Source organism: Micromonospora sp. bgisy143, assembly GCF_057708145.1.
This window is the reverse complement of the sequence record NZ_JBYIRN010000007.1, coordinates 72,698-86,749: the sequence shown is the minus strand read 5'-3', so window position 1 is coordinate 86,749 and position 14,052 is coordinate 72,698. Positions and strand designations below refer to the sequence as shown.

General features: G+C 71.9%; 10 protein-coding genes and 1 pseudogene. 5 read left to right on the top strand and 6 right to left on the bottom strand.

What is annotated here, in order from left to right:
* Nucleotides 1-31: 31 nt before the first annotated feature.
* Nucleotides 32-532, bottom strand: coding sequence for a transcriptional regulator NrdR (gene nrdR, locus AC3EN4_RS11685; protein WP_007456845.1), 501 nt, complete (start codon nt 530-532; stop codon nt 32-34).
* Between the two features lie 518 nt (nt 533-1,050).
* On the opposite strand from nrdR, the gene lexA reads away from it, so the two are divergent.
* The gene (gene lexA, locus AC3EN4_RS11680) at nt 1,051-1,836 is read left to right on the top strand and encodes a transcriptional repressor LexA (protein WP_422738919.1); all 786 of its coding nucleotides are present in this window, start codon (nt 1,051-1,053) and stop codon (nt 1,834-1,836) included.
* 104 nt (nt 1,837-1,940) lie between these two features.
* On the opposite strand, the gene AC3EN4_RS11675 is transcribed toward lexA, so the two are convergent.
* Together AC3EN4_RS11675 and hflX are read right to left on the bottom strand one after the other, a co-directional pair.
* Nucleotides 1,941-3,692, bottom strand: a complete 1,752-nt coding sequence (locus tag AC3EN4_RS11675; RefSeq protein ID WP_435205944.1) for a hypothetical protein — start codon at nt 3,690-3,692, stop codon at nt 1,941-1,943.
* Nucleotides 3,693-3,742: 50 nt separating this feature from the next.
* Complete coding sequence (gene hflX, locus AC3EN4_RS11670; protein WP_422738917.1) at nt 3,743-5,197, bottom strand: GTPase HflX; 1,455 nt, start codon at nt 5,195-5,197, stop codon at nt 3,743-3,745.
* Nucleotides 5,198-5,382: 185 nt separating this feature from the next.
* Here hflX and AC3EN4_RS11665 point away from each other — a divergent pair, with 185 nt between their 5' ends.
* Complete coding sequence (locus tag AC3EN4_RS11665; RefSeq protein WP_435205943.1) at nt 5,383-6,849, top strand: NAD-dependent malic enzyme; 1,467 nt, start codon at nt 5,383-5,385, stop codon at nt 6,847-6,849.
* Nucleotides 6,850-7,310: 461 nt separating this feature from the next.
* On the opposite strand, the gene dapF is transcribed toward AC3EN4_RS11665, so the two are convergent.
* The 3 genes from dapF to AC3EN4_RS11650 are packed head-to-tail and all read right to left on the bottom strand — an operon-like array spanning nt 7,311 to nt 9,794.
* Entirely contained in the window at nt 7,311-8,168 is an 858-nt protein-coding gene (gene dapF / locus AC3EN4_RS11660; protein WP_435205941.1) for a diaminopimelate epimerase, read from the bottom strand.
* 7 nt (nt 8,169-8,175) lie between these two features.
* Nucleotides 8,176-9,081 (bottom strand): tRNA (adenosine(37)-N6)-dimethylallyltransferase MiaA, encoded by a 906-nt coding sequence (miaA, locus tag AC3EN4_RS11655; RefSeq protein ID WP_435205940.1) that lies wholly within the window; start codon nt 9,079-9,081, stop codon nt 8,176-8,178.
* On the bottom strand, nt 9,078-9,794 hold the full coding sequence (locus AC3EN4_RS11650) for a class III extradiol ring-cleavage dioxygenase family protein (protein ID WP_435205939.1): 717 nt from the start codon (nt 9,792-9,794) through the stop codon (nt 9,078-9,080). Before AC3EN4_RS11650 ends, miaA begins: the two co-directional genes overlap by 4 nt.
* Nucleotides 9,795-9,995: 201 nt before the next feature.
* On the opposite strand from AC3EN4_RS11650, the gene AC3EN4_RS11645 reads away from it, so the two are divergent.
* The 3 genes and pseudogenes from AC3EN4_RS11645 to AC3EN4_RS11635 form a co-directional block, all read left to right on the top strand.
* Nucleotides 9,996-11,204, top strand: coding sequence for a DUF349 domain-containing protein (locus AC3EN4_RS11645; protein WP_422738912.1), 1,209 nt, complete (start codon nt 9,996-9,998; stop codon nt 11,202-11,204).
* A gap of 468 nt (nt 11,205-11,672) precedes the next feature.
* A complete protein-coding gene (locus tag AC3EN4_RS11640) occupies nt 11,673-13,304 on the top strand; it encodes a cellulase family glycosylhydrolase (protein WP_435205938.1) in 1,632 nt (543 codons plus the stop codon).
* Nucleotides 13,305-13,417: 113 nt separating this feature from the next.
* Nucleotides 13,418-13,996 (top strand): annotated as a pseudogene (locus AC3EN4_RS11635) (cellulose-binding domain-containing protein); the annotation flags it as partial.
* Nucleotides 13,997-14,052 lie beyond the last annotated feature (56 nt).

Sequence of the window (14,052 nt, the reverse complement as noted above, 5' to 3'; positions counted from 1 at the left end):
CGTCCTGATCTCTCGGAAAAACAGTGAAGTCTCAGTTGGTACGGCCGGCGGCCTCGACCGCGTCGGCCCGGCCCTGCTCCCGGGCTCGCGCCACGGCCCGCAACGTCTCGATCTCGCGCTCGAAGTCGGCGAGCGAGTCGAAGGAGCGGTAGACGCTGGCGAACCGCAGGTAGGCGATCTCGTCCAGGTCGCGCAGCGGACCCAGGATCGCCAGGCCCACCTCGTGACTGGGGATCTCGGCGGCCCCCTTGGCCCGGACGGTCTCCTCCACCCGCTGCGCGAGCAGCGCGAGGGAGTCGTCGTCCACCGGCCGGCCCTGGCACGCCTTGCGCACCCCGCCGATGATCTTCGTACGGCTGAACGGCTCGGTCACCCCGCTGCGCTTGACGACCGCGAGGACCGCCTCTTCGACCGTGGTGAACCGCTTGCCGCACTCCGGGCAGGACCGTCGCCGACGGATGAGCTGGCCGTCGTCGGCCTCCCGCGAGTCGACCACCCGGGAGTCGGCGTGTCGGCAGTACGGACACCGCATCGCGGACCCCCTAATCATGATCAATCGCGTCGTACCGGACACACCCGGGCATGGGCCGCCGCGACGGTGCCATGCGCTCATAGCGCCCGCCGTGATCGACCCTACGGGAGTGCGGTCGGTAGTCGGACCCAACCTGTGGGCAACTTACGCCCGTGTCACTACTACATCTAGGGGTTGACCGTATGTCGCCGACGAACCCGGGTCAAGTTGACCGGCGTGTCCGGCGCGTCACGGACCATCGGGGTCATCCACCCCCCGCCGGACCAACGGCGCCACCCCGTCCCGGTTACCGGCCGCCCGGAGCGAGCAGCGCGGAAAACGGCCGACAATCGAACACTCGTACTATCGGACGTACCATTTATCAGAACATCCGTACGAGCAGAGGGGTTTTTCACCCCGACACGCCGGTGAGAGGTCGTACAGATGTTTGAAAATGACCGATCTCACCTATACGGTCAGGAACAACCGCACGCACCACGAGCCGACGAGGCACCCAGCGCCGACCAGGGAGGACGGACGTGACCGAGGACCGGGCCAGCCGGCCGAAGAGCCCGCAGCAGATTACCGAGGCGGGCCCGCCGGCCACCCGACGCCGCACCGCCGCGCGCAGCCGGACGGGTCAGCCCGCCGTGCGCCCGGTCACCCCGGTGGTCAGCACCTTCCCCGACCCGGCGACGGTCGACCTGACCGCCCGCCAGCGCCGCATCCTGGAGTTCATCCGCACCTGGGTGGAGCGGCACGGCTACCCGCCGAGCGTCCGCGAGATCGGTGAGGCGGTCGGCCTGGTGTCCCCGTCGAGCGTCGCCTACCAGCTCAAGGAGCTGGAGAAGAAGGGCTTCCTGCGGCGCGACCCCAACCGGCCGCGCGCCGTGGACGTCCGTGCGCCCAGCGAGGCCATCGACGACGAGGTGTCGCGCGCCCAGCGGCCCGCACCGGCGTACGTGCCGATGCTCGGCCGGATCGCCGCCGGTGGGCCGATCCTCGCCGAGCAGGCGGTGGAGGACATCTTCCCCCTCCCCCGCGAGCTGGTGGGCGAGGGCGAGGTGTTCATGCTCCAGGTCAAGGGTGACTCGATGCTCGACGCGGCGATCTGCGACGGCGACTGGGTCGTCGTCCGGCAGCAGCCGACCGCCGACTCGGGCGAGATCGTGGCCGCGATGCTCGACGGCGAGGCGACGGTCAAGACCTACCGTCGGCGCGACGGGCACGTCTGGCTGATGCCGCAGAACCCCGCCTTCGACCCGATCCCCGGTGACGACGCGACCATCATGGGCCGGGTCGTGGCGGTGCTCCGCCGGATCTGACCGACACGCGGGTGGGTGCCGTCGGCGCTCACCCGCGTCGCACGACCCGTCCCGCGCCCTCGGCCGACCGAGCGGCCGGGCCGGGCCGTCACGGGCCCGTTGCGTCAGTAGCGGTCGCCCCGAGGGCCACTACCGCCGCCGGGATACTGCTGCCCGTACGGGTCGACGGGTGCGTCGTCCTCACGTCGGCGACCGGACCGCTGAGCCCGGTAGTCCGGCTCCTGCCCGCCGCGCCGCGGCGGCTCGGCCCGACCACCGCCGGCCCGGCCACCGCCCGGCTGGCCGCCGCCAGGCTGTCCACCGCCGCCGTACACGCCGCCGCCCGGTCGGCCGCCGCCGCCACCGGACCGACCGCCGCCGCCGGACCGGCCCCCTCCGGGACCACCGGCACGACCGCCGCCGTACACGCCGCCGCCGGCCGGAGCACCGCCGCCACCACTCCCACCGGGCCGGGCGCCGCCGTAACCGCCTCCCGCCGGGCCGGCCGGCCGCCCACTCCCGGCACCGGCCGGTCGTTGGCCCCCGCCGCCCGCGCCGCTGGAGCGTGCGCCGCCCCCGCCGTAGACGCCTCCGCCAGCGGGAGCGGGACCACCCCGGCCGGCACCGCCGTAGACCCCGCCACTGGCTGCCGCGCCGCCGTACACGCCGGCGTTGGGACGGCCGCCGTTCGGCGGAACACGGTCGGTGCCGGGCGTGCCAGCGCGATCGCCGGCATCGTCCGCAGCATCATCGTCGGCGGGTGGTCGACGACGGGCCCGCACGATGCCGACGATGCCAGCGCCGACGAGCAGCAGACCGAGGACGCCGACCGCGCCCACGAGGTACGTGATGTCGGTGAAGCTGAGCCCGTCCATCCAGGACTTGTTGGCGGTCGGCTTGTCGCCCGTGGTCGCCGCCAACGGTTCCGCCGCGCTGGTGGACGGCGTGTAGCTCAGGATGTCGATCGGCTCGTCGGCGGTGAGCTGACCGGCGTCGGAGACCGTGACGAAGGACTTGCCGTCCGGGGTGTACGAGATGGCCTCGCCGAACGGGTCGGCCAGCGGCGTCACCCGGGGCTTGCCGGTGGTGAGCGCGCCGACGATGTTGTCGCCGGTGACGTCGTACTCGAAGGCGTCCGCGTAGGTGCGGATGACGACGCGGGTGCCGTCCGGCGAGCGGGCGGCACCGGTGATCGCGAGCCGTCCGTAGACGCTCAGCGGGTTCTCGGTGGTGGTCTTCGGCAGCTTGATCTCGCCGACCTTCTTCATCGGCACCGGCGGGGTGTCGCCGTTCTTCAGCTTCGCCGTCGGGGTGAAGATCTCCGAGTTGCCGTTCGCGACCTTGGTGATGATCAGTGGCAGGCCGTCGGCGCCCACCAGCAACGCCTCCGCGTCGTGGGGCTTGTTCTCCGGGTAGGAGAGCCGATGCAGCACCGGCTGCTTGTTACCGGCGATCGGCATCGTCCAGACGGCGATCCGCGTACGGCGGTCCTTGTTGGTGGCGTTGTCGCCGATGTCGCCGATCCAGAGCGTGTCCCCCTTGGGGGACAGGGCGAGATCCTCGGTGTCGGCCGGCCCGGCGCCCGAGTAGCGGACCGGCTCCTTGACGACCTTGCACTTGCTGTCGAGGAAGAAGATCCGCTTACGCGCGTCGACGTCGGTGCCGTCGTTGATGACGATGTAGCCGCTCTTGGTCGCCACCAGGCCGGACAGCTCCCGCAGGCGCTCGTCGGTGACCGTGCAGCGCTTCTTGCCCGGGGCGGCGGCGAGCGGCTGGGACGACACGGGCGCGGGAGCGGCTACGGCGACTCCGGCCAGCGCCACGGTTGCCCCGAACAGGCCGAGGGCAACCGTGACCGAGGAAACAACGCGGCGCATTCGGCCAGTGTCGCATGCCGCGCGTTTCCGATGGATGACGCCGGGGCGGCTCAGGGCCGGCTACCGACCGCTTCGCCCTCGCGCGCGACGTCGTACGGCGCCAGCTCGGCGGCGAGCGCCGCGCTGACCCGGACGTGCAGCAGAGTGCCCTCCGCCAGGTGTGACGTGCTGAGCACCTCGCCCGAACGATGTACCCGGGACACCAGGTCGCCCCGGTCGTACGGCAGCACGGCCCGCACCTCGACGGCGGGCTGCGGGAGCCGCTCCTCGATCGCCGTCCGCAACCCGTCGATGCCCCGACCGGAGTGCGCCGAGACGAAGATCGCGTCCGGCCAGAGGCGCTTGAGCCGCAGCAGCGTGTCCTCGTCGGCGGCGTCGGTCTTGTTGACCACCAGCAGCTCGGGCAGCCGGTCCGCGCCCACCTCGGCGAGCACCTCGTGCACCGCCCGCACCTGCTCCTCGGGGTCCGGGTGGGTGCCGTCGACGACGTGCACCACCAGATCGGCCTCCGCGACCTCCTCCAGCGTCGAGCGGAACGCCTCGACGATCTGGTGCGGCAGGTGCCGGACGAAGCCGACCGTGTCGGAGAGCGTGTAGAGCCGCCCGTCCGAGGCGGTGGCCTTACGGGTCGTCGGGTCCAGCGTGGCGAAGAGCGCGTTCTCCACCAGCACGCCCGCGCCGGTGAGCCGGTTGAGCAGGCTGGACTTGCCGGCGTTGGTGTAGCCGGCGATGGCCACGGCGGGCACCGAGTTGCGGGTACGCCGGGCGCGCTTGGTGACGCGTACCGTCTTCATGCTCTTGATCTCGCGACGCAGCCGGGAGATGCGGTGACGGATGCGCCGCCGGTCGGTCTCCAGCTTCGTCTCACCGGGACCACGGACACCCACGCCGCCGCCGGCGCCGCCACCGCGACCGGAACCACCGGTCTGGCGGGACAGCGTCTCACCCCAACCGCGCAGCCGGGGCAGCAGGTATTCGAGCTGGGCCAGCTCGACCTGCGCCTTACCTTCCTTGCTCTTGGCGTGCTGGGCGAAGATGTCCAGGATCAGCGCCGTCCGGTCGACGACCTTGACCTTGGTGCGCTGCTCCAGGTTGCGCAGCTGCGACGGGGACAATTCGCCGTCGCAGATGACCGTGTCGGCACCGGTGGAGAGCACCACCGCGCCGAGATCGTCGACCTTGCCGCGACCGATGTAGGTGGCCGGGTCAGGTCGGGTACGACGCTGGATCAGCCCTTCGAGCACCTGCGAACCCGCCGTCTCGGCGAGCGCGGCCAGCTCGGTCAGGGAGTTCTCCGCGTCGGTCACCGTGCCCTCGGTCCAGACGCCCACCAGGACCACCCGCTCCAGCCGCAGCTGGCGGTATTCCACCTCGGTGACATCGCTGAGCTCGGTGGAGAGGCCGGGGACGCGCCGGAGAGACTGCCGCTCCGACAGGTCCAGCTCGCCGGTGGTGACATCGTCGAACTCGTCCTCCACGGGGACGAAGTTCTCCTGGTCTCGCAAGCGGTTCTCCTGTCCGTTTTGATAAGTAGAACGTAATCCTGACACGTCACAACGCCCAGCGCACCTGCTATATGCCCGTGCTGAAGCTCGCCAAAAGCGGGGGCGAATACCGGTCGACCTCCACAACCCGGTAGAAATGCTCAGGCGGCGGCCGACCGGTCGCACAGCCGTGACGGAGGGATCCCGTGGCCATCACCCGACTGCCGAGCGCCGGATTTTCGATCACCATCCGGATCGCCGTGACCGCGGACGCGTCCTCGATCGGCCGGCTCACCACCTCCGTCGGCGAGGCCGGAGCGATCGTCACGGCGCTGGACGTGGTCGACTCGGACCCGACCCACGTGATCGTCGACCTCACCTGCGACACCGCCGACGCCAAGCACGCCGACCAGGTGGTCGACGCGCTCCGGGCGCTGGACGGCGTGGACGTGCGCAAGGTGTCGGACCGGACGTTCCTGCTGCACCTCGGCGGCAAGATCGAGGTGACCTCGAAGGTCGCGCTGCGCAACCGCGACGAGCTGTCCCGCGCGTACACTCCGGGGGTGGCCCGGGTCTGCATGGCGATCGCCGAGAACCCGGCGGACGCCCGGCGGCTAACCATCAAGCGCAACACCGTCGCGGTGGTCAGCGACGGCTCGGCGGTCCTCGGCCTGGGCAACCTCGGTCCGGCCGCCTCGCTGCCGGTGATGGAGGGCAAGGCGGCGCTGTTCAAGCGCTTCGGCGGGGTCGACGCCTGGCCGGTGGTGCTGGACACCCAGGACACCGACGAGATCGTGCAGATCGTCAAGGCGATCGCGCCCGCGTACGGCGGGATCAACCTGGAGGACATCGCCGCGCCGCGCTGCTTCGAGATCGAGGCCCGGCTGCGCGAGGCGCTGGACATTCCGGTCTTCCACGACGACCAGCACGGCACCGCGATCTGCGTGCTGGCCGCGCTGACCAACGCGCTGCGCGTCGTGGGCAAGCAGCTCTCGGACGTCCGGGTGGTCGTCTCCGGCGCCGGCGCGGCCGGCACCGCGATCATGAAGCTGCTGCTGCGCCAGGGCGTCGGCGACATCATCGCGTACGACCGCCAGGGCGCCCTGCACCGTGGGCTGGCCGACCTGAACCCGGCCTGGCAGTGGCTGGCGGAGAACACCAACAAGGAGAACTACTCCGGCGACCTGCCCGGGGCGATCCGGGGCGCCGACGTGTTCATCGGGGTCAGCGCCCCGAACCTGCTCACCGGCGACGACATCGCCGGCATGGCCAAGGACGCGATCGTGTTCGCGCTGGCCAACCCCGACCCGGAGGTGGACCCGCGGGAGGCGCGCAAGCACGCCGCGGTGGTCGCCACCGGCCGCTCGGACCAGCCGAACCAAATCAACAACGTGCTCGCCTTCCCGGGTGTGTTCCGCGGCATGCTGGACGCGCACGCCGAGGAGTTCACCGAGGAGATGGCGATCGCGGCCGCGCAGGCCATCGCCGACGTGGTGGGCGAAGACAAGATCAACCCGACGGTGATCGTGCCGAGCGTCTTCGACTCCCGGGTGGCGCCGGCGGTCGCCGCCGCCGTCCGCGCCGCCGCGCACAACCCCAGCCCGCTCCCGGCCGCCGACCCCGGCCCGGCCGACCTTCCGGAAATCGCCGCGAACGCCAGCGCCACCCCCTGACCAACTCCGCGGCTGCGGGTGCCGCTGGGCGAGGAAGGCGGCCTCACCCGGCCCGTCTCGCTCCGGATGCCGCTCGGCGAGGAAGGCGACCCCACCCCGCCGTCTCGCTACGGGTGCCGCTCGGCGAGGAAGGCGGCCTCACCCGGCCCGTCTCGCTCCGGATGCCGCTCGGCGAGGAAGGCGACCCCACCCCGCCGTCTCGCTACCGGTGCCGCTCGGCGAGGAAGGCGGCCTCACCCGGCCCGTCTGGCTCCTTTGCTCTGCTTCAACCGACGCAACACCCAGTGTCCGGTAATCGGACAACAGGTATTGCGTGGGTTGAAGCAGAGCAAAGGGCCGGCAAGAACCCACGGCAGCCGGAACGGAGCGACGACCATCCACGGCAGCCAGAACAGAGCGACAACAGCCCACGGCAGCCGGAACGGAGCGGCCTCAGCCAGCGGCAGCCGGAGCGGACGGCCTCAGCCCCGAGCCGCAACGGACAGGGCGAGGAGGTCGACCTCGCCGGTGGCCACCAGAACGGCAGGGCCGGAGAGCCAGCACGAGTCCTCGGTGACCGTCACGGTCAGGCGGCCGCCGGGGACGTCCACGGCCATCACACCGGTGTCCCGTCCCGCGTCGCGCAGGGCCACGGCCGCCACCGCGCACGCGCCCGTGCCGCAGGACATGGTCTCGGCGCTGCCCCGCTCGTACACCCGCATCCGGGTGTGGCCGTCGGTGTCGTCGACCGGGTCGCCCGGCACGATGAACTCGACGTTCACGCCGGCCGGGAAGACCGCCGGGTCGAAGCCGGGCGCGACGGTCAGGTCCAGCGCGGACAACTCCACGCCGCTGGGCAGGGCGCACACCAGGTGCGGGTTGCCGACGTCCACGACCGTGCCGGACAGGGTCAGTCCGCCGAGGGTGGCGCTCGACTCGTCGTACATCCGAGGTTTGCGCATCTCGACGGAGACCGCGCCGCCCTCGACCAGCGCGCGCACGACGCCGGCGCGGGTGGCCACCGGCAACGCCGCGCCGGCGGGCGTGGCGAGCCCGGTGTCGAGCAGGTAGCGCACGAAGACCCGGGCGCCGTTTCCGCACATCTCGGCGAACGAGCCGTCCGCGTTCCAGTAGTCCATGAACCACTCGGCCTCGCCGGCCTGGCCGGCGCCGTCGGGGTGCTTGGCCGCGCGGACCACCCGCAGCACGCCGTCCGCGCCGATGCCGCGCCGCCGGTCGCAGAGCGCCGCGACCAGCTCCGGGGTCAGCTCGAGCTGACCGTCCGGGTCGGGCAGGAGGACGAAGTCGTTGCCGGTGCCGTGCCCCTTGGTGAACTCCACGACCCCATCATCGCGCAGTGGCCGGCACCAGACGCAGGGCGGCCTCGATCAGGTCCGGCGCGGCCGAGTCGAGCCACTGAATCCGGGGGTCGCGCCGGAACCAGGACCGCTGCCGGCGGACAAAACGCCGGGTCGCCCGGATTGTCTCGTCGTACGCCTGTTCCTCAGTCAGCTCACCGTCGAACAGGCGCAGCACCTGCTGGTAGCCGAGCGCCCGGCTCGCCGTCCGCCCCTCGGCCAGACCCCGGCCGACCAGCTCACGGGTCTCGTCGACGAGCCCGTCGGCCCACATCCGGTCCACCCGCAGCGCGATCCGCTCGTCCAGCAGCCCGGTGTCGAGGTCGACGCCGAGCTGCACCGACGGGTAGTACGGGGTGGGCTGCGGCAGCGACGCGGTGAACGGCGCGCCGGTCAGCTCGATCACCTCGAGCGCCCGGACGATCCGCCGGCCGTTGGCCGGCAGGATGCTCTCGGCGGCGACCGGGTCGGCGGCGCGCAGTCGGGCGTACAGCGGCGCCGGCCCGACCTCGGCCAACTCGCGTTCGAGCCGTTCGCGCAGCGCCGCGTCGGTGCCCGGGAACTCGAAGCGTTCCAGCACCGCCCGCACGTACAGCCCCGAGCCACCCACCAGCAGCGGCACCCGCCCCCGGGACAGGATGTCGTCCACCGCCGCACGGGCCAGCCGCTGGTACTCCGCGACGCTTGCCGGCTCGGTGACCTCCCAGATGTCGAGCAGGTGGTGCGGCACACCGTCCCGCTCGGCGGTGGTCAGCTTCGCGGTGCCGATGTCCATGCCCCGGTAGAGCTGCATCGAGTCGGCGTTGACCACCTCACCGTCGAGGGCGTGCGCCAGCGCGATGCTCAACGCCGACTTGCCGGCCGCCGTCGGCCCCACCACCGCGACGACCGTCACATCCGCTCCCAGGACGCCACGAAGTAGGCCACCCCGTAGGGCGCCGACTCGTGCAGCAACTCACCGCGCCACCCGCCGCCGCCGGCGCGGGCCGCGTCGGCGAGCACCTGCCAGGCCGCCCGGCCGGCGACCTTCAACTGCGCCGACAGACCCGGGTCCAGGTCGCGCAGGGCGTCCAGGTCCGCCTCGGCCAGGGCGGTGGCGACCCCCTTGTCGTACGGGAGAGCGCGCTGGTCGTCGTACCCGGGGGCCTGCTGGCCCCGGCAGGCCGACCCGTCACCGAGTACGAGCAGCGCCACCCGGTCACCGGCGGCGGCGACCTGCGCGGCGAGCGCGGCCACCTCGGCCGGCCCGGCGTCGGCGGTGACCTGTACGGCGGTCACCTGGGGAGGCGGGGTGTGCCGGGACAGCAGCCACGCGCCGACGGTCAGGCTCAGTGGCAGCACGGCACCGCGGTCCGGCTGGCCGGGGACCAGGGGCACGTCGAGGTCGACTCCCCACGGCTGGAACGAGCCGGTGGCCGGGGGCGGAACCGGACCGGTCACCGGGCCGACGCCGAGCAGCACCACCGCGTCCGCTCCGGTGGCCAGCAGCCGGCCGACGGCGAGGTCACAGGCCGACCGGAGGTCGTCCAGTTCGCCGGCGGCGGCACCGGCCACCTCGGGCACGAGCAGGGGCGGATGCGGGCAGACGGCGGCGGCGACCAGTGGCACCCGTTCACCGTAGCGGGAATCCCCGGTGCGTCTCCGCGGCGATCCGGTCAATCAGGCCCTAGGACACCGTATGGTCACGGTCGGCGATAGGCGCTCGACGCGGACCGGGTGAGACCTGTGACAATGCCGGAAGTAACTTGGCTGCGCCGTGGCGGCGACGGGGGTTCGTTCCCTCGACGCCGGGAGAACGAGGATGGGCACATGAGCGACTGGACTGCCTTCGGACGGGTGGACGCGGACGGCACCGTTTACGTCAAGACCGCCGAGGGCGAGCGGGTGGTCGGATCCTGGCAGGCAGGAGCGCCGGAGGAGGGGCTCGCGCACTTCGCCCGCCGCTTCGCCGACCTGGTCACCGAGGTGGATCTGACCGAAGCGCGGCTCAACTCGGGCGCGGCGGACGCCGGGCACTCGTTGAGCACGATCCGGCGGATCCGCGCCACGCTGCCGGAGGCCCACGTGGTCGGCGACATCGACGCCCTGACCGCCCGGCTGGACAAGTTGGCGACCCTCGCCGAGGAGAAGGCGACCGAGGCGCGGGCCGCCCGGGACGCCGCCCGTGGCGAGGCCCTGGCCCGCAAGACCGCCCTGGTCGAAGAGGCCGAGAAGCTCGCCGCGGAGTCGACCGGCTGGAAGACGGCCGGTGACCGGCTCAAGGAGATCCTCGACGAGTGGAAGACCATCCGCGGGGTCGACAAGAAGGCCGACGGCGAGCTGTGGAAGCGGTTCGCCGCCGCACGCGACGGCTTCACCCGACGCCGCGGCGCCCACTTCGCCTCCCTGGACGCGCAGCGCAAGCAGGCGCAGACCGTCAAGGAGGAGCTGGTCGCCGAGGCCGAGAAGATCTCGGACTCCACCGAGTGGGCGGCCACGGCCAACCAGCTCAAGGAGCTGATGACGCAGTGGAAGGCCGCGCCCCGCGCCTCCAAGGAGGCCGAGCAGAAGCTCTGGGAACGGTTCCGGGCCGCGCAGGACGCCTTCTTCACCCGGCGCAGCGAGGTCTTCTCCGCCCGGGACAACGAGCAGCGCGGCAACCTGGAGCGTAAGCAGGCCCTGCTCGCCGAGGCCGAGGCCCTGGACATCGACGCCGACCCCAAGGGCGCCCAGGCCAAGCTGCGGGAGATCCAGGCCCAGTGGCACGAGGCCGGCCGGGTACCCCGCGAGGCCGCCGCCGGGCTGGAGCGCCGGCTGCGCGTCATCGACGACAAGGTCCGCGAGGTGATGGACTCCGCGTGGCGGCGTACCACCAAGGAGGACAACCCGCTGCTCGCCCAGATGCGGGCCCAGGTGGCGGAGGCCGAGGAGCGGCTGGCCCGGGCGCAGAGCGCCGGGGACGCCCGGCGGATTAAGGAGGCCGAGCAGGCGCTCGCCTCGAAGCGGCAGTTCCTGCAACTCGCCGAGCAGGCCGGCTGACCTGACGCAGTCCACGAGCCCCCGGTCCCCCGAGAGGGACCGGGGGCTCATGCGTGTCCGGCGTCACTAGCCCCGCGCGTCGGCGCACGACGCACGGGGGGGGACTCCAAGATCCTCACAACATCCCGGAAGTTGCTGCATCAGACGCGCGGGAAGCAGCAACTTCCCCGAAGTGGTGACGATCTTGGGGCGGGTTGGGCGGCGCGGGGGCGGGATGGGGTGCGGGCAGTTGACGCATTGAGGTGGGCTGATGAGAATGGGCGACGGAGTCAGGTAGGGCCACCGGACCGAGGGCGCCGACGGCGGGCATCGCCGTCGAGGATCGGTCGGTGAGCCGCCGCGAGTTTCCCGTCCGCGTGACATGGGCCGTCGCGCACTGTCCGCGTACCGCCAAAGGGCCGTGACGTGCGCACGGCCGCCTGCCGGCGTCGTCGTTGGACGGCGTCGTGCCTCCGAAGTGGAGCTCGAATGATCCGTATGAAAGCGCTCGGTGGCGCGCTGACCGCGCTCGCCACCGCCGCGGCCGGCGTGTTCCTGGCCGCCGCTGTCAGCACCACCCCGGCTTCCGCAGCCGGTACCGGCACCGGATATCTGCACACGAACGGCAACCAGATCGTGGACAGCACCGGGGCCACGGTCCGGCTGACCGGCATCAACTGGTTCGGCATGGAGACCGACAACAAGACCTTCCACGGGCTCTGGTCGAGCAATCCGTGGCGGGGGCAGCTCGACACGATGGCCCGGCTGGGCTACAACACGCTGCGGGTGCCGTACTCGAACGACTCGGTCAAGGCCGGCGCGACCGCCACCGGGATCAACGACTTCGTGAACCCGGATCTGGTCGGGCTGTCGCCGTTGCAGATCCTGGACAAGGTGATCGCCTACGCCGGCAGCAAGGGAATGCGGATCATCCTGGACCGGCACCGGCCGACGTCGGCCGGGCAGTCGCCGCTCTGGTACACGTCGACGGTCTCCGAGGCGACCTGGATCAACGACTGGAAGATGCTCGCCCAGCGGTACGCGGGCAATCCGACGGTGATCGGCGCGGACCTGCACAACGAGCCGCACGCCGAGGGGACCAACCCGGCGGCCACCGGCGCGTGCTGGGGTTGCGGCGACACGAACCGGGACTGGCGGCTCGCCGCCGAGCGGGCCGGTAACGCCATCCTCGGCGTGCAGCCCAACTGGTTGATCTTCGTGGAGGGGGTGAGCTGCCCGAGCGGTGGCCTCTCCAACGTCTGGGACAACGACCCGAGCAACGACGAGGACTGCGGCTGGTGGGGCGGCAACCTGTCGAAGGCGGGCCAGTACCCGGTACGGCTGAACGTGCCGAACCGGTTGGTCTACTCGCCGCACGAGTACGCGACGTCGGTGTACCGGCAGACCTGGTTCGACGCCCCCGACTACCCGGCGAACCTGCCGGCCATCTGGGACAAGTACTGGGGTTACCTCTACAAGCAGAACATCGCCCCGATCATGATGGGTGAGTTCGGCAGCACCCTGGCCGACCCGAAGGACCGGGTGTGGCTGGAGAAGTTGATGGCGTACACCGGCACCGGCGTGACCGGGATGTCGTTCACCTACTGGTCCTGGAACCCCAACTCGGGCGACACCGGCGGCATCGCGCTTGACGACTGGACCAACGTCAACACCACCAAGCAGGCGATCCTGCAGCCGTACCTGATCGCCCCGAGCGGGGGCGGACCCACCGGCGGACCCACCGGCGGCCCCACGGGCGGACCCACCGGCGGACCCACCGGCGGCCCCACCGGCGGGCCGACGAGCGCGCCTCCGGGCGCCTGCACTGCCACCTACCGGCAGGTCAACGCCTGGCAGGGCGGCTTCCAGGGTGAGCTGACCGTGAAGAACACCGGCACCGCAGCGGTGAATCCGTGGTCGGTCACCTGGAGTTGGCCGTCCGGCGTGACGCTGGGTAGCGGGTGGAACGCCACCGTCACCCAGTCCGGTACGACGGTCACGGCCGCCGCGCCCAGCCACGCGCCGTCTCTGGCGGCGGGCGCCTCGGTCACCGTGGGCTTCACCGCCAACGGTACGGCCAGCGCCCCGGCGACCGTAAAGCTCAACGGCGCGAGCTGTTGAGCAACCGAGGTGGTCGACGCCCACGCCGAGGGCGTCGGCCACCTCGGGCCGGGCGCGCACCAGCTCAAGCGCAGGACGACCGCGCCCCGGCCGCACGGAGCATTTACATCCAGATGCTTCTATGTTTCCATCGGGAAAGCGCTTGCCTCCGTCGCGGCCGGCGCGAGCGCGGGAGCCGCTCTCCGCACCGAACCGCACCGGCGGACCCGGGACCTGAGATCCCGGCCCACCTCGCCGCCCACGGGCATGGGCGTCGCGAGGGCATGTCCGCCTCACCGAAAGGAAGCAGCATGCGCACAGCACAGCGTCGAACGACGCTGCTCGCCACCACCGCCGCCGCGACCGTCGCCCTGGTCGCCGGCGGCCTCCTGACGGCCGTGTCGGCCCAGGCGGCAGCCGGCTGTCAGGTCGCCTACTCGGTCGCCAGCCAGTGGCCGGGCGGGTTCACCGGCAACGTCACGGTCACCAACCTCGGCGACCCGGTCTCCGGGTGGACGTTGCGCTGGTCGTACGGGGCCGGCCAGCAGGTCAGCCAGGCGTGGGGGGCCACCGTCACGCAGAGCGGCGGCGAGGTGTCCGCCGCCAACGTCGACTACAACGGCAACCTGGCCACGAACGGCAGCGCCTCGTTCGGCTTCAACGCGAGCTGGAACAACTCCAGCAACCCGGCCCCGACCAGCTTCACGTTGAACAACGTGGCCTGCACCGGCGGCACCACCACACCGACCACCGCCGCACCGACCACCCC

Excerpts from the sequence above, each read along its gene's own strand:
- nrdR (WP_007456845.1), bottom strand. The coding sequence starts at position 532 with ATGCGGTGTCCGTACTGCCGACACGCCGACTCCCGGGTGGTCGACTCG.
- AC3EN4_RS11675 (WP_435205944.1), bottom strand. The coding sequence starts at position 3,692 with ATGCGCCGCGTTGTTTCCTCGGTCACGGTTGCCCTCGGCCTGTTCGGG.
- AC3EN4_RS11645 (WP_422738912.1), top strand. The coding sequence starts at position 9,996 with ATGAGCGACTGGACTGCCTTCGGACGGGTGGACGCGGACGGCACCGTT.
- AC3EN4_RS11640 (WP_435205938.1), top strand. The coding sequence starts at position 11,673 with ATGATCCGTATGAAAGCGCTCGGTGGCGCGCTGACCGCGCTCGCCACC.